Consider the following 23310-nt stretch of genomic DNA (forward strand, 5'->3'; position numbering starts at 1 on the left):
CCCGCACCCAACAACACACGACACGGGGTCTGGGGCAGAGCCCCAGGGGACGGGACGGGTAGGGGCGGCGGGGGCGAAAACCCTACGCCTGAGTGGCCGCCACCCACCGGTCCAACGTCAACTTCGCGGCCCCGGAGTCAACAGCCTCCGCCGCCTTCGCCATCCCTTCACGAAGCTGCTCCGCAAGAGACCCGGTCCCCGGCTTCAGAGCCACCAACGCCGCCGCCGAGTTCAACAGCACAGCATCCCGCACAGGCCCGGTCTCCCCGTTCAGCAACCGCCGAGCGACATCCGCGTTGTACGACGCGTCAGCACCCCGCAGGGCCTCCACGGGCACCAGCTCGATACCGACGTCCCGGGGATCGAAGGTCTCCCCGGTCACCTTCCCGTCCCGTACGACCCACACATGGGACGTGGACGTGGTGGTCAGCTCGTCGAGCCCGTCGTCGCCGCGGAAGACGAGCGACGAGTTGCCGCGCTCCGCGAAGACGCCGGCCACGATGGGCGCCATCCGCAGGTCGGCCACACCGACCGCCTGCGCCTTCACCTTGGCCGGGTTGGTCAGCGGGCCGAGGAAGTTGAAGACCGTCCGGATCCCCAACTGCCCACGTGCGGCGCCCACATGACGCATCGCCGGATGGAACTTCGTCGCGAAGCAGAAGGTGATCCCGGCCACCTCCGCCACCTCGGCCACCCGCTTCGGCGTCAGCTCCAGATTGACCCCGAGCTTCTCCAGCACATCGGACGCTCCGGAGGCCGAGGAGGCCGCCCGGTTGCCGTGCTTGACGACCTTCGCGCCGGTACCGGCGATCACGATCGCCGACATCGTGGAGATGTTGACGGTCTTCGCACCGTCGCCGCCCGTGCCGACGATGTCGACCGTCTCCCCCGGCACCTCGATCACGTTGGCGTGCTCGTACATCATCCGTACGAGTCCGCTGATCTCCTCGACGGTCTCGCCCTTGGCCCGCAGTGCCACCGCGAACCCGGCGATCTGCGCGTCGGTCGCCTCGCCGCGCATGATCAGATCCATCGCCCAGGCGGTGTCGTCCGCGCTCAGGTCACGGCCGTCGAGCAGGCCGTTCAGCACCCCGGGCCAGGAACGGCCCGCCGCGATGTCGCCTCCAGCGGGGGTCACAGCGTTCATCAGCCGCTCCTGGATCGTCCGGTCCCGGCGGTTCATACCGGGACTCGTATAGGAATGGCACCACCCTATCCAGCCCCGGGGACGGCAAAGAGCCCCGTCCGGGCAATGGACGGGGCTCTTACCGTGGCGATCAGTACAGATCAGGCATCGGTACGGATCAGGCAGGCGATCAGTGGTGACCGTGGCCGCTCGTGATCTCCTTGTACTCCTCAACGGTCGGCTTGGGGATCTGGTTGTCGTCCCCGTAGTACGCGTTGCTGAGCTTGGACCGCAGCTTCTGCGTGCCCTTCACCTTGCGCTCGACACCGTTCTCGTCGACCGCCGGGCCGATCGCGGCCGGCTCGTACTGCTCGTGCGACGTGAGAGTGTGCAGCTGCTCCTGGCTGAGCGGCTCGTGGATCTCGATGAACTCACCGTGCGGCAGGCGCTTGATGATGCCCGACTCGCGGCCGTGCAGCACCTTGTCCCTGTCGCGGCGCTGGAGGCCGAGGCAGATCCGCTTGGTGACGACGAACGCGATGACCGGGCCGACGAAGAACGCGATCCGTACGAACCAGGTGATCGAGTTGATCGACAGGTGGAAATGCGTGGCCCAGAGGTCGTTTCCACCACCGATCAGCAGGATCATGTACCACGTGATCCAGGCGACGCCGAACCCGGTCCTGGTCGGGGCATTGCGTGGCCGGTCCAGAATGTGGTGCTCGCGCTTGTCGCCGGTGACCCAGGACTCGATGAACGGGTAGACCGCGATCGCGACCAGCACCAGCGGGAAGACCATCAGCGGAATGAACACGCCCAGGGCGAGCGTGTGGCCCCAGAAGTTGATCTCCCAACCCGGCATCACTCGGATCAGGCCCTCGGAGAAGCCCATATACCAGTCGGGCTGAGCGCCGGTGGACACTTGATCCGGGCGATATGGGCCGAGCGCCCAGATCGGGTTGATCGTGGCGATCGCCGAGATGACCGCGACGAAACCGAAGACCAGGAAGAAGAAGCCTCCGGCCTTGGCCATGTAAACCGGCATGAACGGCATACCGACGACGTTCTTGTTGGTCTTTCCTGGACCCGCGAACTGCGTGTGCTTGTGGTAGAAGACCAGGATCAGGTGCGCCACCACCAGTCCAAGCATGATGCCCGGCAGCAGCAGGATGTGGACCGAGTAGAACCGTGCGACGAAGTCGCCACCCGGGAACTCGCCGCCGAAGAGGAACATCGAGAGATACGTGCCCACGACCGGCACGGACAGGACCGCGCCCTGCATGAATCGGACACCGGTTCCGGAGAGCAGGTCGTCCGGGAGCGAGTAGCCGGTGAAGCCGGTGAACATGCCCAGGACGAACAGCAGGAAGCCGAACAGCCAGTTGACCTCACGCGGCTTGCGGAACGCGCCGGTGAAGAAGACGCGCATCATGTGCACGAACATGGCGGCGAGGAAGATCAGCGCCGCCCAGTGGTGGATCTGCCGGATCAGCAGACCGCCGCGCACGTCGAAGCTGATGTTCACCGTGGAGGCGAACGCCTCCGACATCAGCTGCCCCTGCAACGGGACGTAACTGCCGTGGTACTCCACCTCGTTCATCGACGGGTGGAAGAACAGCGTCAGGTACACACCCGTGAGGATGATGATGATGAAGGTGTAGAGGCAGATCTCGCCCAGCATGAAGGACCAGTGGTCCGGGAAGATCTTGCGCATGTTGGCCTTGGCCAGGGAGTAGATCCCCAGCCGACCGTCGGCCCAGTCGGCTACCCGCTCACCGGCGGGTGCCTTCTCCCGCGAGCGCCCCGGCCCGTCAGGGCCTGATGCGTTCGTGTTGGTGGTCGTAGTGCTCATCCGCGCTCCCAGAACGAAGGACCGACGGGCTCTTCGAAGTCGCTGAGCGCCTCGAGGTAGCCCTCGTCGCTCACACCGATGCGCAGCTGCGGCAGGGCGTGACCGGCCGGGCCGAAGATCACTCGGGCACCGTCGGAGAGGTCGAAGGTGGACTGGTGGCAGGGGCAGAGAACGTGGTGCGTCTGCTGCTCGTACAGGGAGATCGGGCAACCGACGTGGGTGCAGATCTTCGAGTACGCCACGATGCCCTCGTGGGACCACTCGAGCTCGCGCTTGTCCTTGATGTTCGCCGGCTGCAGCCGGACGATCATCAGGGCCGCCTTGGCGATCTCGGTCTGGAACTCGTGGTCGTGCTCCTCCAGGCCCTCGGGCTTGGCGAAGGTGAGCGAGCCCACCACGACGTCGGAGGGACGCAGCGGCTCGTTCGTGTTCATGTTGACGAGCTTCAGGCCCGGCTTCCACATCGTGTGCCGCAGCTTGTCCTCCGGCAGCGGACCGAGATCGCGCAGCAGGACGACGGCGGACAGCGGGAACAGGGTCAGCGCGCCGAACATCGTGTTGCGGATCAGCTTGCGGCGGCCGAGCGCGGACTCCTTGGCGCCCTGCTTGAAGTCCGCGTGCACCTTCGCGCGAACCTCGGGCTCCGCCTCGATCGGGTGACGCTCGTCGGCGATCTCCACGTCGGACATCAGCGTGCGGGCCCAGTGGACGGCGCCCGCGCCGATGGCGAACAGCGCGATACCGAGCGTCATGCCCAGCGCGAAGTTCAGTCCGCTGATGTGCCCGAGCGGGAAGATGTAGACGATCTTGTCTGCCGGGATCGTCACGAACGAGGCGATGAAGCCGACCGTGGCCAGCATCGACAGCGTGAACATGAAGGCGACAGCGCGCTCGGAGCGCCTGGCGGCCTCCTCGTCGATGTCCTGGATGCGGTGCTCGTGGGGCGGCAGACCGGGATCCGCGAACGGGTCCTTCTCGTCCGCTTCCGCCAGGGCGCCGTGCTCGTCCTGCTCAGCGGGCAGGTTCTCTTCTGGAGTGTCTTCTTGGCTACTCATGACTTCTTGGCCTTTGCGGTCCGGGCGGCGACCCACACAGCGACGGCGATCAGACCGCCGAGACCGAAGATCCAGCCGAAGAGGCCCTCACTGACCGGCCCGAGGCCGCCCAGCTTGAGACCACCGGGGCTCTCCGAATCGTCGCTGTTGACCTCGTCGAGGTACGCGATGATGTCCTTCTTGTTCTTCTCCGTCAGCGTGGTGTCGGGGAAGGACGGCATGTTCTGCGGGCCGGTCTGCATGGCCTCGTAGATGTGCTTCGGGTCGACATCCTCCAGCGTCGGGGCGTACTTGCCGTTTGTCAGCGCGCCGCCCTCACCGGTGAAGTTGTGGCACTGCGCGCAGTTGGTACGGAAGAGCTCGCCGCCCTTGGCGATGTCCGCGCCCTCGGGGCCGTACTGGGCCTCCGTCGGTACGGACGGGCCGGCGCCCAGCGAGGCGACGAACGCCGCGAGCTGGTCGATCTCGGCCTGCGAGTAGATGACCTTCTTCTTCGGAACCTGTGCGCCCGGCTGCTGGGCCGGCATACGGCCGGTGCCGACCTGGAAGTCCACGGCCGCGGCGCCCACGCCCGCCAGGCTCGGACCGTCGGTGGTGCCCTGCCCGCCGGTGCCGTGGCAGCTGGCGCAGCCGACGGCGTAGAGCTTCTTGCCCTCGTCGATGGCGAGGGACTGGGCGGTTGTACCGGCCTGCGCCTCGTCCGCGGGCGCGAACGCGGTGTACAGCCAACCGGTGCACGCCAACGCGAGGAGTAGGACGACGAGCGCCGCCATCGGATGGCGTCGTCGTGCGGAGAGCTTTTTCACGGATTACCCCGGTGTCAGGATCTTCAGCGTCGATGCTTCTGGAATGTGCGCGGGAGCGGGCCCGGGCTACTTGATCAGGTAGATCGTGGCGAAGAGGCCGATCCAGACCACATCGACGAAGTGCCAGTAGTAGGACACGACGATGGCAGCGGTCGCCTGCTCGTGCGTGAACCTGCGGGCGGCGTAGGTACGCCCGAGGACCAGCAGGAAGGCGATGAGACCACCCGTCACGTGCAGGCCGTGGAAGCCGGTGGTCAGGTAGAACACCGAGCCGTACGGGTCGGAGGAGAGCGAGAGCCCGTCCTTCTTGACCAGCTCGGTGTACTCGTACACCTGGCCGCCGATGAAGACCGCCCCCATGACGAAGGTGACGATGAACCACATCCGGAGCTTCTTCACGTCACCGCGCTCGGCGGCGAACACACCGAGCTGGCAGGTGAGGGAGGAGAGCACCAGGATCGTGGTGTTGGTCGCCGAGAACGGAAGGTTCAGGCTGTGCGCCATCTCCTTCCAGTGATCGGGTCCCGTCACTGATCGCAGGGTGAAGTACATCGCGAAAAGGGCCGCGAAGAACATCAGCTCGGAACTCAGCCAGATGATGGTTCCGACGCTGGTGAGGTTCGGTCGGTTGACCGACGGGTGCGCGTGCCCGGTATCTACTGTCGTTGCTGTCGCCACGACCGACATTATGTCGGTCGCTTATCCCGCCCTCACTCCCGGGGGTGCCGTTCGGGGTGTCTGTGGGGTGTGTCCAGCCCGTATGGCCCATCGAAGCCCTGTCCGAACCAGTGCTGACGAGGCGTTCGAGGGAGTAGCATCCGCGCATCGGACCCTGTCCGTCTCTGTCTCTACGACGCTGATGTCCCGGAGGAAGAATGCAGCCGACCGCAACGGTGCTGGTCTACAGCGACGACTCCAACACCCGCGAACAGGTGCGGCTCGCCACGGGGCGCAGGCCCGCGACGGACGTTCCTCAGGTCGAGTTCATCGAGTGTGCGACGCCGGCCGCGGTCATCAAGGAGCTGGACCGCGGTGGGATCGATGTCTGCGTGCTGGACGGTGAGGCGGTGCCGGCGGGTGGCATGGGCATCTGCCGGCAGATCAAGGACGAGATCTTCAACTGTCCGCCGGTGCTGTTGCTGATCGGGCGTCCGCAGGATGCCTGGCTGGCCACGTGGAGCCGGGCGGAGGCGGCGGTGACCTTGCCTGTGGAGCCGGTGGAGTTTGCCGCTGCTCTGGCGGATCTGCTGCGGCGCCCTTCCGCTCTGAGCGCCTGATCACCGTAGAACCTGATGCTGCCTGGCGGCTGCGGGCCGTTTGTGGCTGGTCGCGCAGTTCCCCGCGCCCCTAACGGGGCCAGGGGTGCTGTCACACGGACTCTGGGCGTAGTTTTGCGCGGGCCTCGGGCGGTGGGCCCTCCGGCGTGCCTCCCACCAGGGCGCTTCCGTTGCGCCATTTTTTCCAGGTGAGGTTCCAGTCGCCGAAGCCGTTGCCGAACGGGTCCATCGTGTCGCCGTACGAGTTGACGACCTTGACGATGTCGCCGGGGCGCACGGTGTCGAAGAACCACTCCGCGTTGCCCATGCTCATCCCGGTGCAGCCGTGGCTGACGTTGGCGGACCCCTGGGAGCCGGCGGACCAGGGCGCGGCGTGCACGTACTCGCCGCTCCAGGTGACCCGGGTCGCGTAGTACACGGGCAGGTCGTACGAGTCCGCGCTGCCCTCGGCGATGCCGATGCTGGTGCCGCGCATGCGTACGAAGTACTCCTTGCCCAGCACCACCTTGACGCCGTTGCGGGTGTCGAAGCCGGGCTTGCCGGTGGTCACCGGGATCTCGTTGATGACCTCGCCGTTCTTGTAGACGGTCATCGAGTGCGCGGCGGCGTCCGTCACGGCCTCGACGCGGTCGCCCGTGGTGAGCTTCAGGGGCTTCGCCCTGCCGCCCCAGAGCCGTTCGGCGACCTTGATGCCGGAGAGGTTGCTGTAGGCCCTGATGGTGGCGTGGGCGGGCCAGTACTCCTTGGGGCGGTAGTGCAGCGTCCTGTCGTCCACCCAGTGCCAGGCGCCCTCCGCCGCGGGCTGTGAGTCGACCTTGAGGGCACGCTCGACAACGGCTCGGGCGGCCTTGTCCTTGACGGGGGTGCTGAGCTCGGCGGTGACGGGCTGGCCGACGCCGTACTTGCCCGTGTCGGGCCCGAACTTCACGTTCAGCCGCTTCTTCGTGGTGGGCGTGCTGGTGTCGAAGGAGAGGACCTTGCGGCCCGGGGCGCCGTCCTCGTCCTCGGTGCTCACCCGCACCGTGTAGCGGGCGCCCGCGGCGAGCGGCGAGGTGCTGTGCCAGCGGCCGCCGTCGGCGGACAGTTCGCCCGCCACGTACCGCCCGGCCGCGTCCTTGGCCGTCACGTCGGTGATCCGGCCGTCGGAGTCCTCCGCGGTGATCTCCAGGGGCTTGTCCGGGTCGGCCCGCCTGCCGTCGCCCGCCGGGGCGTTGAAGGAGATCTGTGCCGCCGCGTCGTACGGCTTCGCCGAGAGCGGGTGGCCGCCGGAGCCGCAGGCCGTGACGCCCGCGCCGAGGGCGACCACCAGCGCCGTGCAGCTGACGACCGTGCGGTTTCGCGGGCCCCGGAAGGTAACTGTGTGGCTCATGACCTCACGCTAGGAACGCCGGTCGGCTCCGGCGCGGCGAGTGGGCCGTCCGAGGGACGAAAAGCGTGGCAAAAGAGGGAGCCCGGACCCTCCTGACGGAGTGTCCGGGCTTCCTGGTGTCGAGCGCGTGTTACTGGTTCTGGTTCTCTCCGCGGTAGTACTCGAAGACCCAGCCCCACAGACCGATCAGGATGATCGGGGCCGAGAAGTACATCAGCCACCAGCCGAAGACGACGCCCATGAAGGCGAGCGCGCCACCGATGGCCAGGGACAGCGGCTGCCAGCTGTGCGGGCTGAAGAACCCGACCTCACCGGCGTCGTCCGCGACGTCGGCCTCCTTGTTGTCCTGAGCACCCGTGTCGACCCGCCGGGCCGTGAAGGCCAGGTAGAAGCCGACCATGATGCACAGGCCGAAGGCCAGGAAGAGCGCCGTGGTGCCGGCCGGCTCCTTCGACCACACGCCGTAGAGGACCGCGACGGCCAGCACGAAGAACGCCAGCCAGATGAACATCTTGCCTTGGACCTTCACTTGCCGGCCTCCTTGCCACCAGCGAGGGCCTTCTCACCGTGACCGGCGTTCTCGAGCTGATCGAGAGCGGCGATTTCGGGGTGATGCAGATCGAAGGCAGGGGATTCGGAACGGATCCGCGGCAGCGTGAGGAAGTTGTGCCGCGGCGGCGGGCAGGAAGTCGCCCACTCCAGCGAGCGGCCGTAACCCCACGGGTCGTCGACCTCGATCTTCTTGCCGTACTTGGCGGTCTTCCACACGTTGTAGAAGAACGGCAGGATCGACAGACCGAGCAGGAACGAACTGATCGTCGAGATCGTGTTCAGCGCGGTGAACCCGTCGGCCGCGAGGTAGTCCGCGTACCGGCGCGGCATGCCCTCGGCGCCCAGCCAGTGCTGGACGAGGAAGGTGCCGTGGAAGCCGATGAACAGCGTCCAGAAGGTGATCTTGCCGAGGCGTTCGTCGAGCATCTTGCCGGTCATCTTCGGCCACCAGAAGTGGAAGCCGGAGAACATCGCGAACACCACCGTGCCGAACACCACGTAATGGAAGTGCGCCACCACGAAGTACGAGTCCGACACGTGGAAGTCCATCGGCGGCGAGGCCAGGATGACCCCGGTCAGACCACCGAAGGTGAAGGTGATCAGAAAGCCGGTGGCCCACAGCATCGGGGTCTCGAAACTCAGGGACCCCTTCCACATGGTGCCGATCCAGTTGAAGAACTTCACCCCGGTGGGTACCGCGATGAGGAACGTCATGAAGGAGAAGAACGGCAAGAGCACGCCGCCGGTGACGTACATGTGGTGCGCCCACACCGTCACCGACAGGCCGGCGATCGAGATGGTCGCGCCGATCAGGCCCATGTAGCCGAACATCGGCTTGCGGGAGAAGACCGGGATGACCTCACTGATGATGCCGAAGAACGGCAGGGCGATGATGTACACCTCTGGATGGCCGAAGAACCAGAAAAGGTGTTGCCACAGCAGCGCTCCGCCGTTGGCGGCGTCGAAGATGTGCGCGCCGAACTTGCGGTCCGCCTCCAGTGCGAACAACGCGGCCGCGAGCACCGGGAAGGCCAGCAGCACCAGGACCGCGGTGAGCAGTACGTTCCATACGAAGATCGGCATGCGGAACATGGTCATGCCGGGGGCGCGCATGCAGATGATGGTGGTGATGAAGTTGACCGAGCCGAGGATGGTGCCGAAGCCGGAGAATGCCAGGCCCATGATCCACATGTCGGCGCCGATGCCCGGGCTGCGGACCGCGTCCGAGAGCGGGCTGTAGGCGAACCAGCCGAAGTCGGCGGCGCCCTGCGGGGTGAGGAAGCCGGCCACCGCGATCAGCGAGCCGAACAGGTACAGCCAGTAGGCGAACATGTTCAGCCGGGGGAAGGCGACGTCCGGGGCGCCGATCTGCAGCGGCATGATCCAGTTGGCGAAGCCGGCGAACAGCGGTGTCGCGAACATCAGCAGCATGATCGTGCCGTGCATCGTGAACGCCTGGTTGAACTGCTCGTTCGACATGATCTGGGTGCCGGGACGGGCCAGTTCGGCGCGCATGAACAGCGCCATCACGCCGCCGATGCAGAAGAACGCGAACGACGTGACCAGATACAACGTGCCGATCGTCTTGTGATCCGTGGTCGTCAGCCACTTGATCAGCACAGTGCCGGGCTGCTTGCGCCGTACCGGCAGCTCGTTCTCGTACGAGTCTTCAGCCGCGGCGGCACCCTGGGGTTCGTTGAGGATGCTCACAGGTTGTTCGTCTCCCGGTTCTTCTCAGGGTCCGTCTGCTCGATGCCGGCCGGGACGTAACCGGTCTGGCCCTTCTCCGCGAGCTCCTTGAGGTGGGCCTCGTAACGCTCGGGAGAGACGACCTTCACGTTGAAGAGCATCCGGGAGTGGTCGACGCCGCAGAGCTCGGCGCACTTGCCCAGGAAGGTGCCCTCCTTGTTGGGCGTCACCTGGAAGGAGTTGGTGTGGCCCGGGATGACGTCCTGCTTCATGAGGAACGGCACCACCCAGAAGGAGTGGATGACGTCACGCGAAGTGAGGATGAAGCGGACCGTCTTGCCCTCGGGGAGCCAGAGGGTCGGCCCGGGGTTGTTCGTCTGGGGGTTGCGCTCACCCGGTGTGCCGCAGGTGTAGACGCCACCCGCGTCGGCCGGGTAGTCCTTCTTGAACCGGTCCGGAATGGCGGCCAGGTTCTTGTCGGTGCTCGCGTCCCCGGTGGAACCGTCGACGTTCTCGATGTAGTTGAAGCACCAGCTCCACTGGAAGCCGACGACGTTGACCGTCACGTCGGGCTTCTTCTCGAGGCTGAGGAGCTTCGACTCGTCACGGGCTGTGAAGTAGAACAGCACCGAGACAATGAGGAGGGGGACCACCGTGTACAGCGCCTCGATGGGCATGTTGTACCGGGTCTGCGGGGGAACTTCGACCTTGGTGCGGCTGCGCCGGTGGAAGATGACACTCCACATGATCAAGCCCCAGACCAGCACGCCCGTGGCGAGCGCTGCCGCCCACGAGCCCTGCCAGAGGGAGAGGATCCGTGGGGCCTCCTCCGTGACCGGGGTGGGCATACCAAGACGGGGAAAGTCTTCGTATGTGCAACCGGTGGCGGTCACCAGGACCAGGCCCGCAGTCAGTGCCTGCAGCAGCTTCCGCCGCATCGGGCGCCGGGGCGTGGGGGTACCGCCCGCGCCTTTCAGGCTGCGGGGGAGGTCGGAGCCGTTGGGACTCACGTAGCGCCTTCCCGAGAGTCTCGCCCGCGCTGTACGGCTGCGGCCTGGCCTTCTCGGTGGTCGGTCGCCGCCCTGCGTCGGGCAGGGGTTTGGATGTTTATGCGGACCAAACCCTACTGGACGCTTTTTGGGGTCGCGCGGGGAGGGTCCCCAACGCGCCGCCGGGCACCCCGAAGGGGTGGAATGAGTGACTCCGGAGGGCTTCTGACGGGGGTTTGGGACGCCTAGTAGCTCGGGGGGCGTGGCGAATACGGCGGCTGCGGGCCGTCAGTGGCTGGTCGCGCAGTTCCCCGCACCTCTAAAGAAGAAAGACATGGGGCGCAGCCCCGTCTTTCAGGGGCGCGGGGAACTGCGCGACCGGCCCCCACTCACCCGCAGCCAACGAACCGACCCGTGTACCCCCAGCCGCGCGCAGCGCATAGCGTGACGGTGTGTCCTACTTCGACGCCGCATCCTCCGCTCCCCTCCACCCCGTGGCCCGCCAGGCCCTGCAGGCCTCACTGGACGAGGGCTGGGCCGACCCGGCCCGGCTCTACCGGGAGGGCAGGCGGGCCCGCCTGCTCCTGGACGCCGCCCGCGAGGCCGCCGCGGAGTCGGTCGGCTGCCGCCCCGACGAACTGGTCTTCACCACCTCCGGCACACGAGCGGTGCACACCGGGATCACCGGCGCCCTGGCGGGACGCCGCCGCGTCGGGCGTCACCTGATCGTGTCCGCCGTCGAACATTCTTCGGTGCTCCATTCGGCGGAGGCACACCGCGGCGAGGGCGGGACGGTGACCGAAGTGCCCGTTTCGCGGACGGGTGCGGTCTCCCCCGACACGTACGCCGCGGCCCTGCGCCCCGACACCGCGCTGGCCTGCCTCCAGTCCGCCAACCACGAGGTGGGCACGGAACAGCCGGTGGCCGAGGTCGCCGCCGCGTGCCGCGAGGCCGGTGTGCCGCTGCTGGTGGACGCGGCGCAGTCACTGGCCTGGGGGCCGGTCGAGGGCGGCTGGTCACTGCTGACGGGCAGCGCCCACAAATGGGGCGGGCCCTCGGGCGTCGGGCTCCTCGTCGTACGCAAGGGGGTGCGGTACGCCTCTCAAGGTCCCGTCGACGAACGGGAGTCGGGGCGCGCCCCCGGCTTCGAGAACATCCCCGGGATCGTCGCCGCGGCGGCCTCGCTGCGTGCCGTACGGGCGGAGGCGGCCGCGGAGTCGGCCCGGCTGCGGGAACTGACGGACCGGATCCGGGCGCGGGTGCCGGAACTCGTCCCGGATGTGGAGGTGGTGGGCGACCCGGTGCGCCGGCTCCCCCATCTCCTCACCTTCTCCTGTCTCTATGTCGACGGGGAGACTCTGCTGCACGAGCTGGACCGCGAGGGTTTCTCCGTGTCGTCCGGATCGTCCTGCACGAGCAGCACGCTGACTCCCAGCCACGTACTGAAGGCCATGGGTGTACTGAGCGAGGGCAACGTCCGGGTGTCGCTGCCTCCGGGCACGCCCGAGCAGGACGTGGACCGCTTCCTTGAGGTGCTCCCGGGCACGGTCGCGGCGGTCCGCGAAAAGCTGGGCGCTCCGGTGACCGCCCCCGCGGTGTCCGCCGTACAGGGGGGCGACTCCCTCGTCGTCGACGCCCTCGGCAGGCGCTGCCCGATCCCGGTGATCGAACTCGCCAAGGTGATCGGCGACGTACCGGTCGGCGGCACGATCCGCGTCCTGTCGGACGACGAGGCGGCCCGACTCGACATCCCCGCGTGGTGCGAGATGCGGGGCCAGGAGTACGCAGGGGAGGAACCCGCGGAGCGGGGGACGGCGTACCTGGTAAGGCGCCTGACCTGAGCGGCGCCCCTTCAGGGGCGCGGGGAACTGCGCGACCAGCCCCCACGCGCCCGCAGGCAACGAATCACCCCGACCAAAGGAACCGAGACCTAAACCAGGTGCTCCTGCACCTCACTGGCGGCGTCATGCCCGTACGCCTTCGTGAACCGGTCCATGAAGTGGGACCGCCGCAGCTGATACTCCTGCGTGCCCGACGTCTCGATGACCAGCGTCGCGAGCATGCAGCCCACCTGCGCCGCCCGCTCGTGCGAAACCCCCCAGGCCAGCCCCGAGAGGAACCCGGCCCGGAAGGCGTCGCCGACACCCGTCGGATCCACCTTCGCCGTCTCCTCGGGGACACCGACCTCGACCGTGTCCCCACCGACGCTCTCGATCCGGACGCCGCGCGCGCCGAGGGTCGTCACACGGTGGCCGACCTTGGCGAGGATCTCCGCGTCGCTCCAGCCGGTCTTGGACTCGATGAGCCCCTTCTCGTACTCGTTCGAGAAGAGGTACGTCGCACCGTCGAGGAGAAGACGGATCTCCTCGCCGTTCATGCGCGCGATCTGCTGGGAGAAGTCGGCGGCGAAGGGGATCGAGCGGGTCCGGCACTCCTCGGTGTGCCGCATCATCGCCTCGGGGTCGTCCGCGCCGATGAGGACGAGGTCGAGCCCGCCCACGCGGTCGGCGACCGCCTTGAGCTCGATGAGGCGGGCCTCGCTCATGGCGCCGGTGTAGAAGGAGCCGATCTGGTTGTGGTCGGAGTCCGTGGTGCAGACGAAGCGCGCGGTGTGCAGCACCTCGGAGATGCGGACGGACGCGGTGTCGACGCCGTGCCGGTCCAGCCAGGCCCGGTACTCGTCGAAGTCGGAGCCCGCGGCTCCGACCAGGATCGGCGAGGAGCCGAGCTGGCCCATACCGAAGGCGATGTTCGCGCCCACGCCGCCCCGGCGTACGTCCAGATTGTCGACCAGGAAGGAAAGGGAGACCGTGTGCAGCTGATCCGCGACCAGCTGGTCGGCGAAACGGCCGGGGAAGGTCATGAGGTGGTCGGTGGCGATGGAGCCCGAGACTGCGATACGCACGGCTAGGACACACTCCTGGGAGGAGGGGGATTGACAGCTAACGCTATCGGGTTGACGCCAGGACTTCGAAGCAGGCAAAACTACCCAATAGTAGGGCTTTTTTCGTAGGCCTTGCGGTGCCTACGGTTCCGCTATGACGAACCTCAAGATCCAGGGCTCCGTTCCGCTCGATACCGAAGGCGGTCTCGTGGAGTTGCGCGGTGACTGCGCGCGTATGGCTCCGCACTGGGTCGCTCCCGCTCGGATCGCCGCCCTGCCCGTGTCGCCGTCACTCATCCACGGCGTCACTGTGCCGGTGGGCTCCGCCCGGCTGCTGGATGCCATGTCGGACTATGGCGACTAGGGCTCCGCGGAAAGGGCGGGAAACTGCGGGTCGTCTGTAGCTGCGGGTTTTCTGTGGCTGGTCGCGCCCACGCGGCGGAGCCGCACAATGTCACAGCCCCGCGCCCCTTCGGGCGCCTCGGCGCCCGGGAGGGAACCGTGCGCTCCCCCGGTGCGTCCCATTGCTGTCCCCCGTAAAGGGGATACGGGATACGACCCTGTTGTGCCCTGATCCGGTCCCTCTCCAGGTCGGACAGTGGTGCGGTAGAAGGAGCGATGCGGTGAACACCGAGCGACCCGACAACGACGCGGCCGGAGCCGCCGACGAGGACAAGCCGCGCCGACGGCGTTCGCCGGTGGTCGTCGCCTCGGTCGCGGCCGCGGTGCTGCTCGTCGGCGGCGGCGGAGCCTACTTCGCCGCGACCGCGTCCGGCGGCGGTGAGGACAAGGACAGCTCCGGTACGCCCGCCGGCGACGGCACACCGCCGCCGCTGGCCCTGGACGGCTACACAAAGGGCGGTACGGGCGACCCGAACGGCATCGCGCCCGGCGAGCCCGACCCGAACGGCGCGACCTACCGCGCCGAGGGCGAACTCCCCGACGGCCCCTCCTCCGCCGCCGTCCACCTTGCGAAGGGCGAGGTCACGGCGGCCGAGGTGGCCGGGCTGGCGAAGGCCCTGGACGTGGAGGGCACGCCGACGGCGGAGGGCGACGCCTGGAAGGTCGGGGCCACGAAGGACGGATTCGGACCGGGCCTGCGGGTGAACAAGAAGGCGCCCGGCACGTGGACGTTCAACCGCTTCGCACCCCGCACCGACAACTGCAAGAGCACCACGGTGTGCGAGAGCGGGTCCGCCGGGTCCACTCAGGACCCCGAGACCGACCCGGTGAGCGCGGACGCCGCGAAGAAGGCCGCCGCGCCCGTTCTCAAGGCCGTCGGCCAGGACGACGCGAAGCTCGACGCGAGCCAGCTCATGGGCGCCGTCCGCGTGGTGAACGCGGAGCCGGAGGTCGGCGGGCTGCCCACGTACGGCTGGACGACCGGCGTGCAGGTCAACGCCGACGGCCAAGTGGTGGGCGGCAGCGGCCAGTTGAAGGCGCCGGTGAAGAGCGACACGTATCCCGTCCTCGGCGCCCGGAAGACGCTCGACCTGCTGAACGGGTCCGGGACGGACAACGGGCGCGTGGGGATCGGCGGGTGCGCCAGCCCCGTACCCCTCGAAGGCGAGCTCAAGGGCGAGCTCAAGAACAGGAAAGAGGCGCCCTGCGACACCTCGCCCGTGCCGCCGAAGCCCGATCCGGTCGCCGTCGAGGACGCCGTGTTCGGTCTGGCCTCGCACTTCGTGAACGGGCGGCCGGCACTGGTGCCGTCCTGGCTCTTCGAGGTGCGGCCGGCGGGAGGCAAGGACAGCTTCACGGTCACGTATCCCGCGGTCGACCCGCGGTACCTGGCCGCCGCGCAGCCGCCGAGCGAGACCCCGGCCCTGCCGCCCACCCCGCGGCCGAGCGAGCCCGGCGACGGGAAGACCGAGGCGCCGGAGACGCAGAGCGTCAAGGTCGAGGGCTACAGCGCGGACGGCAGGGAGCTGACCGTGCGCTTCACCGGCGGCGTGTGCAGCGACTACTCGGCCTCGGCCGACGAGAGCGGCGACAAGGTGACGGTCCGGGTGACCGACAAGCCGTGGAAGGACAAGGTCTGCATCATGATCGCCAAGGTCTTCCACGAGAAGGTCGAGCTCAAGGAGCCGCTCGGCGACCGGAAGGTGGTCGGCGTGGACGGTAAGGCCGTGCCGCTGGAGAAGGATCTGCCGTCGCCGAACAAGTAGCCGTCAAGCAAGTAGCAGCCGAACAAGTAGCCTGCGGCTCGCAGTAGCAGTACATGAAAGGCGGCGCCCCGTTGGAGGGGGCGCCGCCTTTTCACGTACGAGGCCGGACTCGGCCGGGGCAGGCTTAGCTGAAGGAGTCGCCGCAGGCGCAGGAACCCGACGCGTTCGGGTTGTCGATCGTGAAGCCCTGCTTCTCGATGGTGTCCACGAAGTCGATGGAGGCGCCGCCCAGGTACGGAGCGCTCATGCGGTCGGTGACGACCTTCACACCGCCGAACTCCTTGACGACATCGCCGTCGAGGGAGCGCTCGTCGAAGAAGAGCTGGTACCGCAGGCCGGAGCAGCCGCCGGGCTGAACGGCGACGCGCAGTGCCAGATCGTCGCGGCCTTCCTGCTCGAGCAGGCCCTTGACCTTGGCCGCGGCGGCGTCCGACAGGAGGATGCCGTCGCTCACGGTGGTGGTCTCGTCCGATACGGACATCTGCTTCTCTCCCGGGTTGTACGGAGACTGCTTGCCGACGATTGCAACCGCCGGGGCCGCGGATTCATTCCGGGCCGAGCGTGTGTCTTGCGTTCTCTCTTCATGCTCGCACACCCGCCGGAACACGGACAGCGGCCTGTGGACAACCCCTCCGGGATTCACGTCACATCGACGCTATGGCCGTCGTCAAAGTGACGTGAAGCGGTTATGATAGATAACGTCATTTCGACGAAAAGGTTCGTCCCGCATGTCCCGCTGGAGCGCCTCCCCGCGCCTCCCAGCGAGCCGCAGAACAGAAAGGGTGCGTGTCGTGACCACCGCCCAGACCCAGGAGCTCGACGTACAGCCGACGCCCCTCGCCCTGCTGCTCCTCGGCCGCGAGGCCGACCCGAAGAGCGAGCGCGGCGTCGAGTGTCCCGGAGACCTGCCCTCGCCCTCCGACCCGAACCTGGTGGAGCGCGCCCGCGCGGCCAAGGAGAAGCTCGGGGACAAGGTCTTCGTCCTCGGCCACCACTATCAGCGCGACGAGGTCATCCAGTTCGCGGACGTCACGGGTGACTCCTTCAAGCTGGCCAAGGACGCCGCCGCGCGCCCCGAGGCCGAGTACATCGTGTTCTGCGGTGTGCACTTCATGGCCGAGTCGGCGGACATCCTGACCTCCGACGACCAGAAGGTGGTCCTGCCCGACCTGGCTGCCGGCTGCTCGATGGCCGACATGGCCACCGCCGAGCAGGTCGCCGAGTGCTGGGACGTACTGGCCGAGGCCGGGATAGCCGAGCAGGTCGTGCCCGTCTCGTACATGAACTCGTCCGCGGACATCAAGGCGTTCACGGGCAAGCACGGCGGCACGATCTGCACCTCGTCCAATGCCCAGCGGGCCCTGGAGTGGGCCTTCGAGCAGGGGGAGAAGGTGCTCTTCCTGCCCGACCAGCACCTCGGTCGCAACACCGCCGTCCGCGACCTGGGCATGTCCCTGGAGGACTGCGTCCTCTACAACCCGCACAAGCCGAACGGCGGGCTGACCGTCGAGCAGCTGCGGAACGCCAAGATGATCCTGTGGCGGGGCCACTGCTCGGTGCACGGCCGCTTCTCGGTCGACTCGGTCAACGACGTGCGCGAGCGCATCCCGGGTGTGAACGTCCTCGTCCACCCCGAGTGCAAGAACGAGGTCGTGGCCGCCGCCGACTACGTGGGCTCCACGGAGTACATCATCAAGGCCCTGGAGGCGGCTCCGGCCGGCTCGAAGTGGGCCATCGGCACGGAGCTGAACCTGGTCCGGCGGCTGGCGAACCGTTTCGCTCCCGAGGGCAAGGAGGTCGTCTTCCTCGACAAGACGGTCTGCTTCTGCTCGACCATGAACCGCATCGACCTGCCGCACCTGGTGTGGACTCTGGAGTCGCTGGCCGAGGGCAACCTGGTGAACCGCATCGAGGTGGACCGGGAGACCGAGCAGTTCGCGAAGCTGGCGCTGGAGCGGATGCTGGCGCTGCCGTAGGTCCGTACGGAGGCCTCGCTCACCCCGGGACGGGTTTCCGCTCGGGGTCGGCGGGGTCGAGGGCGAAGACGGTGCCGTCCGGGACCGCGACCACCAGCGCTCCCTCGGCCAGCACCACCTTCGGGTCGTTCCAGCCGCTGGAGGTCGTCGCCCCGGCACGCGGCAGCGTCTCCCACCGCACCTTGCCCCCGCGGGCATCGACAGCGGCCACCCGGCCGGTGGGGGTGGTCATGTACAGGGTTTCGGTGCGCCGGTCGTACCGCGCCTCGCCCGGCTGCTCCAGGCTGGTCGGCGTCCGCCACAGCTGCTTGCCGGTGCGGGCCGACACCGCGGTGACCTCGCCGCTGGACGCGACGAACCACAGCGTGTCGCCGGCCAGCGTCGCGTGCCCGAAGTACTTCTTCGCCAGCTTCGTCGTGCTGCGGGCGCCGCTGTCGGGGTCCACCAGCACGATCCGGACGTACGGCAGGTCCGACGCGAGCTCGTCGTCCGAGCCACCCCACTCCAGGAACAGCAGCCGGCCGTCGAGGGTCCCGGCCAGGCCCGCGTTGTACGGGGCCGTCAGCCGCGTCGTCGAGCCGTCGGCCGCGTCGAACGCGAGGACCACGGAGTCCTTCGGTCCCTCCTCCTCGGGGATGCACTGCGTGTACAGGGTCCCGTCGACCTCGACGAACCCGCAGTAGTCGGCGGGCAGCCGGCCGGTCCAGCGCTCGGCGCCGGTGCGGGCGGAACGGGCGGTCACCGTGCGGCCACCGCCGTCCGGGATGACGACCAGGTCGCCCGAGTAGAACGTGTCGGCGCTCGTCTCGGGAACCGGACGGGTCCAGAGCCGCTCGCCGTGCTCGGTGTCGAGGGCCACGACGCTGACCGCGTCATTGTCGCCGTCACCACTGCTGAGGATCTGCTGGACGACCATCGTCCCGTCCCGGACCCCCAGGAGGGTGGTGGAATACGCCCCCCTCTCGGTGCCGGGCCGTGCGAGGTCGGCCCGCCAGACGGTCTCGCCGGTCACGCCGTCCAGCCGTACCGGAAGGACCCCGTCGCCCACGCAGTAGACGGCGCCCTCGTCCACCTGGCAGTCGGGCCCGCTGTCGACCCCGTTGCCGTCCTCTGCCAGCGGTTTCCCGGCACCGCGCGCGGCGGTCTCGAACACCGTCGTCTGCCAGGGCCGCCAGCCGTCGGGCAGCGTTCCCTGGCTCTCCGCCTGTCCCGGCCCGGTCAGCAGATAGGCCGTCAGGCCCAGGGCCAGCGCGCCGACCGTGCCGGTCGCGGCCCACAGCGGACGGATACGGCTGCGGCGGTCCGCGGGGCCGGCGTCCCGCGCGGCGGTCCTCCCGGGGCCGGCCGGCCCCGACATGTCCCGGCGCAGTGTCACCGTCGCCGGGTCGCCGTCGGCGTCCCACTCCGGCAGGACCGCCGCGAACTCCCGTGCCAGCTCGTCGAGTCCGGGCCGCTGCGCCTCGTCCTTGGCCAGGCAGCGCTCCAGGACCGTGCGCAGCGGCCCGCCCACCCCGTCCAGCACGGGCTCGTCGTGAACCACCCGGTAGGCCGTCAGATAGGGGCTGTCCGTGTCGAACGGACCCCGCCCGGTCACCGCGTACACCAGCAGCGCGCCCAGCGAGAAGACGTCCGAGGCCGGACCGACCGTGCGGGCGTCGGTGAACTGCTCCGGGGACATGAACGGCGGGGTGCCGATCATCTGACCGGTCTCGGTCAGGGTCTGGTTCTCCGCCGCGCGGGAGATGCCGAAGTCGATGACCCGGGGGCCGTCCTCGGCCATCATGACGTTCGCCGGCTTCAGGTCGCGGTGCACGACCCCGGCCCGGTGGATGTCGCGCAGCGCCTCCACCAGACCGAGCGCCAGCTGCCGCAGCTCGGCGGGCCGGAGCGGGCCCCCGTCGCGAATCCGCTGCGCGAGCGAACGACCGGCCACGTACTGGGTCGCCATCCACGGCCGCGCCGCCTCCGGGTCGGCGTCCACGACCGGCGCGGTGAAGGCGCCGCTCACCTTGCGGACCGCCTCGATCTCCTGTCGGAACCGGGCCCGGAAGACGCTGTCCGCGGCGTACTGGGCGTGCACCACCTTGACCGCGACCTCACGCCCCGAACGCGCTCTGCCCCGGTAGACGACGCCCATGCCCCCGGCTCCGAGCCGGTCGACCAGCTTGTACCCGCCGACCGACTTCGGGTCGTCCCTGTGCAGTGGCACCGCCCGAATCCCCTTCCCCCGTAAAGCAGTTCGAGCCCACAGGATACGTAACGGCACACGACTGCGGCCGGGCACCGAGCCGTTGGGGGCTCGGTGCCCGGCCGTCATGGGTCGGGCTGTGCGGGTGTGCGGGTGTGCGGGTGTGCGGGTCAGGCCGTCACACGCCCGCGGGCTCCTGCTCCGACTGCGCGGGCGCCTGGGCCTTCTTCTCCCGCTTCGCCGCCTTCTTCTTCGCCCGGCGCTCCTTGCGGAGTTCGACCATCGCGTAGAGCGTCGGGACGAGGAGCAGGGTCAGCAGCGTCGACGTGATCAGGCCGCCGATGACGACCACCGCCAGCGGCTTGGCGATGAAGCCGCCCTCGCCGGTGATGCCCAGTGCCATGGGCAGCAGGGCGAAGATCGTCGCCAGGGCTGTCATGAGGATCGGGCGGAGGCGGTGGCGACCGCCTTCCACCACGGCTTCGACGACGCCGTAGCCCTGCTTGCGGTACTGGTTGATCAGGTCGATCAGCACGATCGCGTTCGTGACGACGATGCCGATGAGCATCAGCATGCCGATCATCGACGGGACGCCCATCGGGGTGCCCGTCAGCACCAGCAGGCCGATCGCGCCCGTCGCCGCGAACGGGATCGAGACGAGCAGGATCAGCGGCTGGATGAGCGACCGGAAGGTCGCGACCAGCAGCATGAAGACGATCGCGATCGCCGCGAGCATCGCCAGGCCCAGGTTCGCGAACGCCTCGTCCTGGTCCTCGGAGACACCGCCGATGCTGGCCGTGGCCCCGTCCGGCAGCTTCAGCGCGTCGAGCTTCGACGTCAGGTCGGCGCTGACCGCACCCGTGTTGTCGCCCGTCGGCTTCGCCGTGATGGTGGCCGCGCGCTGGCCGTCGATACGGGTCATCGACACCGGGCCGTCGACCAGTTCCACCGTCGCGATGTCGCCGAGCTTCACGGCCCCGAGGTTCAGGTCCTTCAGCTCGTCCAGTGTCTGCGCGGGCTGCGCGGACTTGACGACCACATCACGCTCGGTGTCGTCCAGGATGGCCTTGCCGCTGGTGGTGCCGCGCACCGCCTGGGTGACGGCCGCGCCGAGGGTCGTGTCGTTGAAACCGGCCGCCGCCGCTTCGGAGTTGGCCTTGACCGAGATGCGCGGCACGGACTGGGCAAGGTCGCTCGTGACGTCCGTGACGTCGTCGAGGCCTGCGACCGCGTCCCGGACCTCCTGCGCCGCCTCGCGCAGCACGTCGGCGTCGGCGGACTTGACCACCACGCTCAGGTCCTGGCTGCCGAAGCCGTCGCCGGCCGCCACCGTCGTCGTACCGACCCCGGAGAGCTTGCCGAGACCCTCGTCGATGCGGTCCTGGACGTCGTCGAAGGAGGCCGAGTCGGCGACCTTGACCGTGTACGAGGCCTGGTTGGTGTCCGTGCCCCCGCCGAACGCGGCCATGAAGCCGGAGGAGCCGATCGTGACCTGGTAGTCCTCGACGCCCTCGACGCCGTCGAGCATCTTCTCGACCTGCTTGGCCGAGGCGTCGGTCGCCGCCAGGCTGGTGCCGGGCTTCAACTCCTGCTTGACGGTGATGACTTCCTGCTCGCCCTGGTCGAAGAAGTTCGTCTTCAGCAGGGGCGCCATGCCGAACGTACCGATGAAGACCGCCACGGCGATCGCCACACTGGTGAGCCGGCGCCGGGTGGCGAAGCGCAGGACGGGAACGTAGAAACGCTGGAGGCGGCTGCGCGCCTCCTTCTCCTCGGCCTTGCGGCGCGCCTCCTCCGGGTCGGCGCCGCGCACGTCCTTGGGGGCGCGCAGGAACCAGTACGAGAGGACCGGTACGACCGTCAGCGAGACGACCAGCGAGGCCAGCAGGGCCGCCGTCACCGTCAGCGAGAACGAGCCGAACAGCGCGCCGACCATGCCGCCGGTCAGGCCGATGGGCAGGAAGACCGCGACCGTGGTGAGCGTCGAGGACGTGACCGCGCCGGACACCTCCTTCACGGCGTTGAGGATCGCCTCCTGGCGCTCCTCGCCGTAGCCGAGGTGCCGCTTGATGTTCTCCAGGACCACGATCGAGTCGTCGACCACGCGGCCGATGGCGATGGTCAGGGCGCCCAGGGTGAGAATGTTGAGCGACTCGCCGCGGGTCCACAGCACGATCAGCGCGAGGACGACCGACAGCGGGATGGAGACCGCGGTGACCAGCGTCGAGCGAACCGACGCCAGGAAGACCAGGATGACCAGGACCGCGAAGAGCAGACCGAGGCCGCCTTCGGTGGTCAGGCCCTTGATGGACTTGGAGACGGCCGGGCCCTGGTCGCTGACGACGGTCAGCGTGGCGCCGGAGCCGAGGTCCTTGCGCATGTCCGCGAGCTTGTCGTCCACCGCGTCGGAGACCGCGACAGCGCTGCCGTCCTGGTCCATGGTGACCGAGACGGCGAGGCTGGGCTTGCCGTCCGTGCGGGTGATGGACTCCGCCTTGGCGGGCTCCTCCTCGACCGTGGCGACGTCACCCAGGCGTACCGGCTTCTTGGCGCTCGCGCCCTCGCCGGTGACCATCAGGTCCTGGATCTGCTTCAGCGAGGTGAAGCCGCCGCCGACCTGGACGGTGCGGTTGCTGCCGCCCTCGTCGAAGGAGCCGGCCGGGACGGTCGCGCCGCCGGCCTGGAGGGCCTGGCCGAGCGCGGCGGAGTTCAGTCCCGCCTTCGCCAGCTTCGCGTCTTCGGGCGTGACCGCGACTTCGAGGTCCTGGACGCCGTCGACCGTGACCTGGGCGACGCCGTCGATGGCCTTCAGGTCCGGGACGACCGTGCGGTCGAGCTGGTCCGAGAGGGCCTGCTGGTCCTTGTCGGAGGTGACGGCGAGCACCACGGTCGGGATGTCGTCCGTGGAACCGGCGACGACCTGCGGGTCCACGTCGTCCGGGAGCTGGACGCGGGCCCGGTTCACGGCCTGCTGGACATCGGCGACGATCCGGTCGGAGTCGTTGCCGTAGTCGAAGGACGCCATGATCAGGGCGTTGCCCTCGCTGGCCGTGGAGGTGACGCCGGAGATGCCGTCGACCGCTTCGAGGGTGTCCTCGATGGGCTCGACGACCTGCTTCTCGACCACGTCGGGCGACGCGCCCTGGTACGGCGCCAGGACCGACACCATGGGCAGTTCGATGGTGGGCAGCAGCTGCTGCTTGAGCTGTGGGATCGCTATCGCCCCGAAAGCGAGCGCGATGATCGACATCAGCCCTATGAGGGCCCGTTGTGCGAGGCTGAACCTGGACAGCCAGGACATGGGTAGCGGATCTCTCTTCTGTGGCTCGGACGACAGCGGGGACGGATGGGGCACATGTGAGCGCCCGCCTCTACACCC

The 23310-nt window shown here is 68.5% G+C and carries 18 protein-coding genes; 5 read left to right on the forward strand and 13 right to left on the reverse strand.

Translation table 11 applies throughout. The features are described from left to right. Window positions 1-82: 82 nt before the first annotated feature. From trpD to AB0I18_RS33190, 5 genes are all read right to left on the reverse strand, one after another. Complete coding sequence (gene trpD / locus AB0I18_RS33170; protein WP_363109353.1) at window positions 83-1147, reverse strand: anthranilate phosphoribosyltransferase; 1065 nt, start codon at window positions 1145-1147, stop codon at window positions 83-85. 169 nt (window positions 1148-1316) lie between these two features. Next, window positions 1317-2978 (reverse strand): ubiquinol-cytochrome c reductase cytochrome b subunit, encoded by a 1662-nt coding sequence (locus AB0I18_RS33175; protein WP_363109354.1) that lies wholly within the window; start codon window positions 2976-2978, stop codon window positions 1317-1319. Then, entirely contained in the window at window positions 2975-4033 is a 1059-nt protein-coding gene (locus AB0I18_RS33180) for a Rieske 2Fe-2S domain-containing protein (protein ID WP_363109355.1), read from the reverse strand. Before AB0I18_RS33180 ends, AB0I18_RS33175 begins: the two co-directional genes overlap by 4 nt. Continuing rightward, entirely contained in the window at window positions 4030-4839 is an 810-nt protein-coding gene (locus AB0I18_RS33185) for a c-type cytochrome (protein WP_363109356.1), read from the reverse strand. The genes AB0I18_RS33180 and AB0I18_RS33185 overlap by 4 nt, the downstream gene beginning before the upstream one ends. 66 nt (window positions 4840-4905) lie before the next feature. Then, on the reverse strand, window positions 4906-5526 hold the full coding sequence (locus AB0I18_RS33190) for a heme-copper oxidase subunit III (RefSeq protein WP_363109358.1): 621 nt from the start codon (window positions 5524-5526) through the stop codon (window positions 4906-4908). Between the two features lie 188 nt (window positions 5527-5714). Here AB0I18_RS33190 and AB0I18_RS33195 point away from each other — a divergent pair, with 188 nt between their 5' ends. Next, complete coding sequence (locus AB0I18_RS33195) at window positions 5715-6116, forward strand: hypothetical protein (protein WP_363109359.1); 402 nt, start codon at window positions 5715-5717, stop codon at window positions 6114-6116. 91 nt (window positions 6117-6207) lie between these two features. Here AB0I18_RS33195 and AB0I18_RS33200 read toward each other — a convergent pair whose 3' ends face one another. The 4 genes from AB0I18_RS33200 to coxB form a co-directional block, all read right to left on the reverse strand. Next, entirely contained in the window at window positions 6208-7485 is a 1278-nt protein-coding gene (locus AB0I18_RS33200; RefSeq protein WP_363109360.1) for an Ig-like domain-containing protein, read from the reverse strand. A gap of 130 nt (window positions 7486-7615) precedes the next feature. Beyond that, complete coding sequence (locus AB0I18_RS33205; RefSeq protein WP_363109361.1) at window positions 7616-8014, reverse strand: cytochrome c oxidase subunit 4; 399 nt, start codon at window positions 8012-8014, stop codon at window positions 7616-7618. Further along, the gene (ctaD, locus tag AB0I18_RS33210) at window positions 8011-9747 is read right to left on the reverse strand and encodes a cytochrome c oxidase subunit I (RefSeq protein WP_363109362.1); all 1737 of its coding nucleotides are present in this window, start codon (window positions 9745-9747) and stop codon (window positions 8011-8013) included. The genes AB0I18_RS33205 and ctaD overlap by 4 nt, the downstream gene beginning before the upstream one ends. Then, the gene (coxB, locus tag AB0I18_RS33215; protein WP_363109393.1) at window positions 9744-10664 is read right to left on the reverse strand and encodes a cytochrome c oxidase subunit II; all 921 of its coding nucleotides are present in this window, start codon (window positions 10662-10664) and stop codon (window positions 9744-9746) included. The genes ctaD and coxB overlap by 4 nt, the downstream gene beginning before the upstream one ends. Before the next feature lie 503 nt (window positions 10665-11167). Here coxB and AB0I18_RS33220 point away from each other — a divergent pair. Further along, window positions 11168-12556 carry an aminotransferase class V-fold PLP-dependent enzyme gene (locus AB0I18_RS33220; RefSeq protein WP_363109363.1) on the forward strand — a complete coding sequence of 463 codons (1389 nt, stop codon included), beginning with the start codon at window positions 11168-11170 and terminating at the stop codon, window positions 12554-12556. Between the two features lie 89 nt (window positions 12557-12645). Here the strand turns inward: AB0I18_RS33220 and AB0I18_RS33225 are convergent, their stop codons facing one another. Continuing rightward, a complete protein-coding gene (locus AB0I18_RS33225) occupies window positions 12646-13620 on the reverse strand; it encodes a carbohydrate kinase family protein (protein WP_363109364.1) in 975 nt (324 codons plus the stop codon). Window positions 13621-13753: 133 nt separating this feature from the next. Here AB0I18_RS33225 and AB0I18_RS33230 point away from each other — a divergent pair, with 133 nt between their 5' ends. Together AB0I18_RS33230 and AB0I18_RS33235 are read left to right on the forward strand one after the other, a co-directional pair. After that, complete coding sequence (locus tag AB0I18_RS33230; protein WP_363109365.1) at window positions 13754-13963, forward strand: hypothetical protein; 210 nt, start codon at window positions 13754-13756, stop codon at window positions 13961-13963. Window positions 13964-14222: 259 nt separating this feature from the next. Then, entirely contained in the window at window positions 14223-15767 is a 1545-nt protein-coding gene (locus AB0I18_RS33235) for a hypothetical protein (RefSeq protein WP_363109366.1), read from the forward strand. Window positions 15768-15891: 124 nt separating this feature from the next. Here the strand turns inward: AB0I18_RS33235 and AB0I18_RS33240 are convergent, their stop codons facing one another. Continuing rightward, window positions 15892-16248, reverse strand: a complete 357-nt coding sequence (locus AB0I18_RS33240; protein ID WP_033325602.1) for an iron-sulfur cluster assembly accessory protein — start codon at window positions 16246-16248, stop codon at window positions 15892-15894. Window positions 16249-16558: 310 nt separating this feature from the next. On the opposite strand from AB0I18_RS33240, the gene nadA reads away from it, so the two are divergent. Then, window positions 16559-17743 carry a quinolinate synthase NadA gene (nadA, locus tag AB0I18_RS33245; RefSeq protein ID WP_363109367.1) on the forward strand — a complete coding sequence of 395 codons (1185 nt, stop codon included), beginning with the start codon at window positions 16559-16561 and terminating at the stop codon, window positions 17741-17743. A 19-nt stretch (window positions 17744-17762) separates the two neighbouring features. On the opposite strand, the gene AB0I18_RS33250 is transcribed toward nadA, so the two are convergent. Then, entirely contained in the window at window positions 17763-19952 is a 2190-nt protein-coding gene (locus AB0I18_RS33250; RefSeq protein ID WP_363109368.1) for a PQQ-binding-like beta-propeller repeat protein, read from the reverse strand. A 157-nt stretch (window positions 19953-20109) separates the two neighbouring features. Continuing rightward, on the reverse strand, window positions 20110-23232 hold the full coding sequence (locus AB0I18_RS33255; RefSeq protein WP_363109369.1) for an efflux RND transporter permease subunit: 3123 nt from the start codon (window positions 23230-23232) through the stop codon (window positions 20110-20112). Between the last annotated feature and the right edge of the window lie 78 nt (window positions 23233-23310).

The sequence above is a fragment of the Streptomyces sp. NPDC050704 genome, from assembly GCF_040654355.1.
Lineage (GTDB): Bacteria > Actinomycetota > Actinomycetes > Streptomycetales > Streptomycetaceae > Streptomyces.

Bases quoted from the DNA above. Each gene is read 5' to 3' on its own strand.
- AB0I18_RS33190 (WP_363109358.1), bottom strand. From the start codon at position 5,526: ATGTCGGTCGTGGCGACAGCAACGACAGTAGATACCGGGCACGCGCAC.
- AB0I18_RS33175 (WP_363109354.1), bottom strand. From the start codon at position 2,978: ATGAGCACTACGACCACCAACACGAACGCATCAGGCCCTGACGGGCCG.
- AB0I18_RS33255 (WP_363109369.1), bottom strand. From the start codon at position 23,232: ATGTCCTGGCTGTCCAGGTTCAGCCTCGCACAACGGGCCCTCATAGGG.
- trpD (WP_363109353.1), bottom strand. From the start codon at position 1,147: ATGAACGCTGTGACCCCCGCTGGAGGCGACATCGCGGCGGGCCGTTCC.
- AB0I18_RS33230 (WP_363109365.1), top strand. From the start codon at position 13,754: ATGACGAACCTCAAGATCCAGGGCTCCGTTCCGCTCGATACCGAAGGC.
- AB0I18_RS33240 (WP_033325602.1), bottom strand. From the start codon at position 16,248: ATGTCCGTATCGGACGAGACCACCACCGTGAGCGACGGCATCCTCCTG.
- AB0I18_RS33195 (WP_363109359.1), top strand. From the start codon at position 5,715: ATGCAGCCGACCGCAACGGTGCTGGTCTACAGCGACGACTCCAACACC.
- AB0I18_RS33200 (WP_363109360.1), bottom strand. From the start codon at position 7,485: ATGAGCCACACAGTTACCTTCCGGGGCCCGCGAAACCGCACGGTCGTC.
- AB0I18_RS33180 (WP_363109355.1), bottom strand. From the start codon at position 4,033: ATGAGTAGCCAAGAAGACACTCCAGAAGAGAACCTGCCCGCTGAGCAG.
- coxB (WP_363109393.1), bottom strand. From the start codon at position 10,664: ATGCGGCGGAAGCTGCTGCAGGCACTGACTGCGGGCCTGGTCCTGGTG.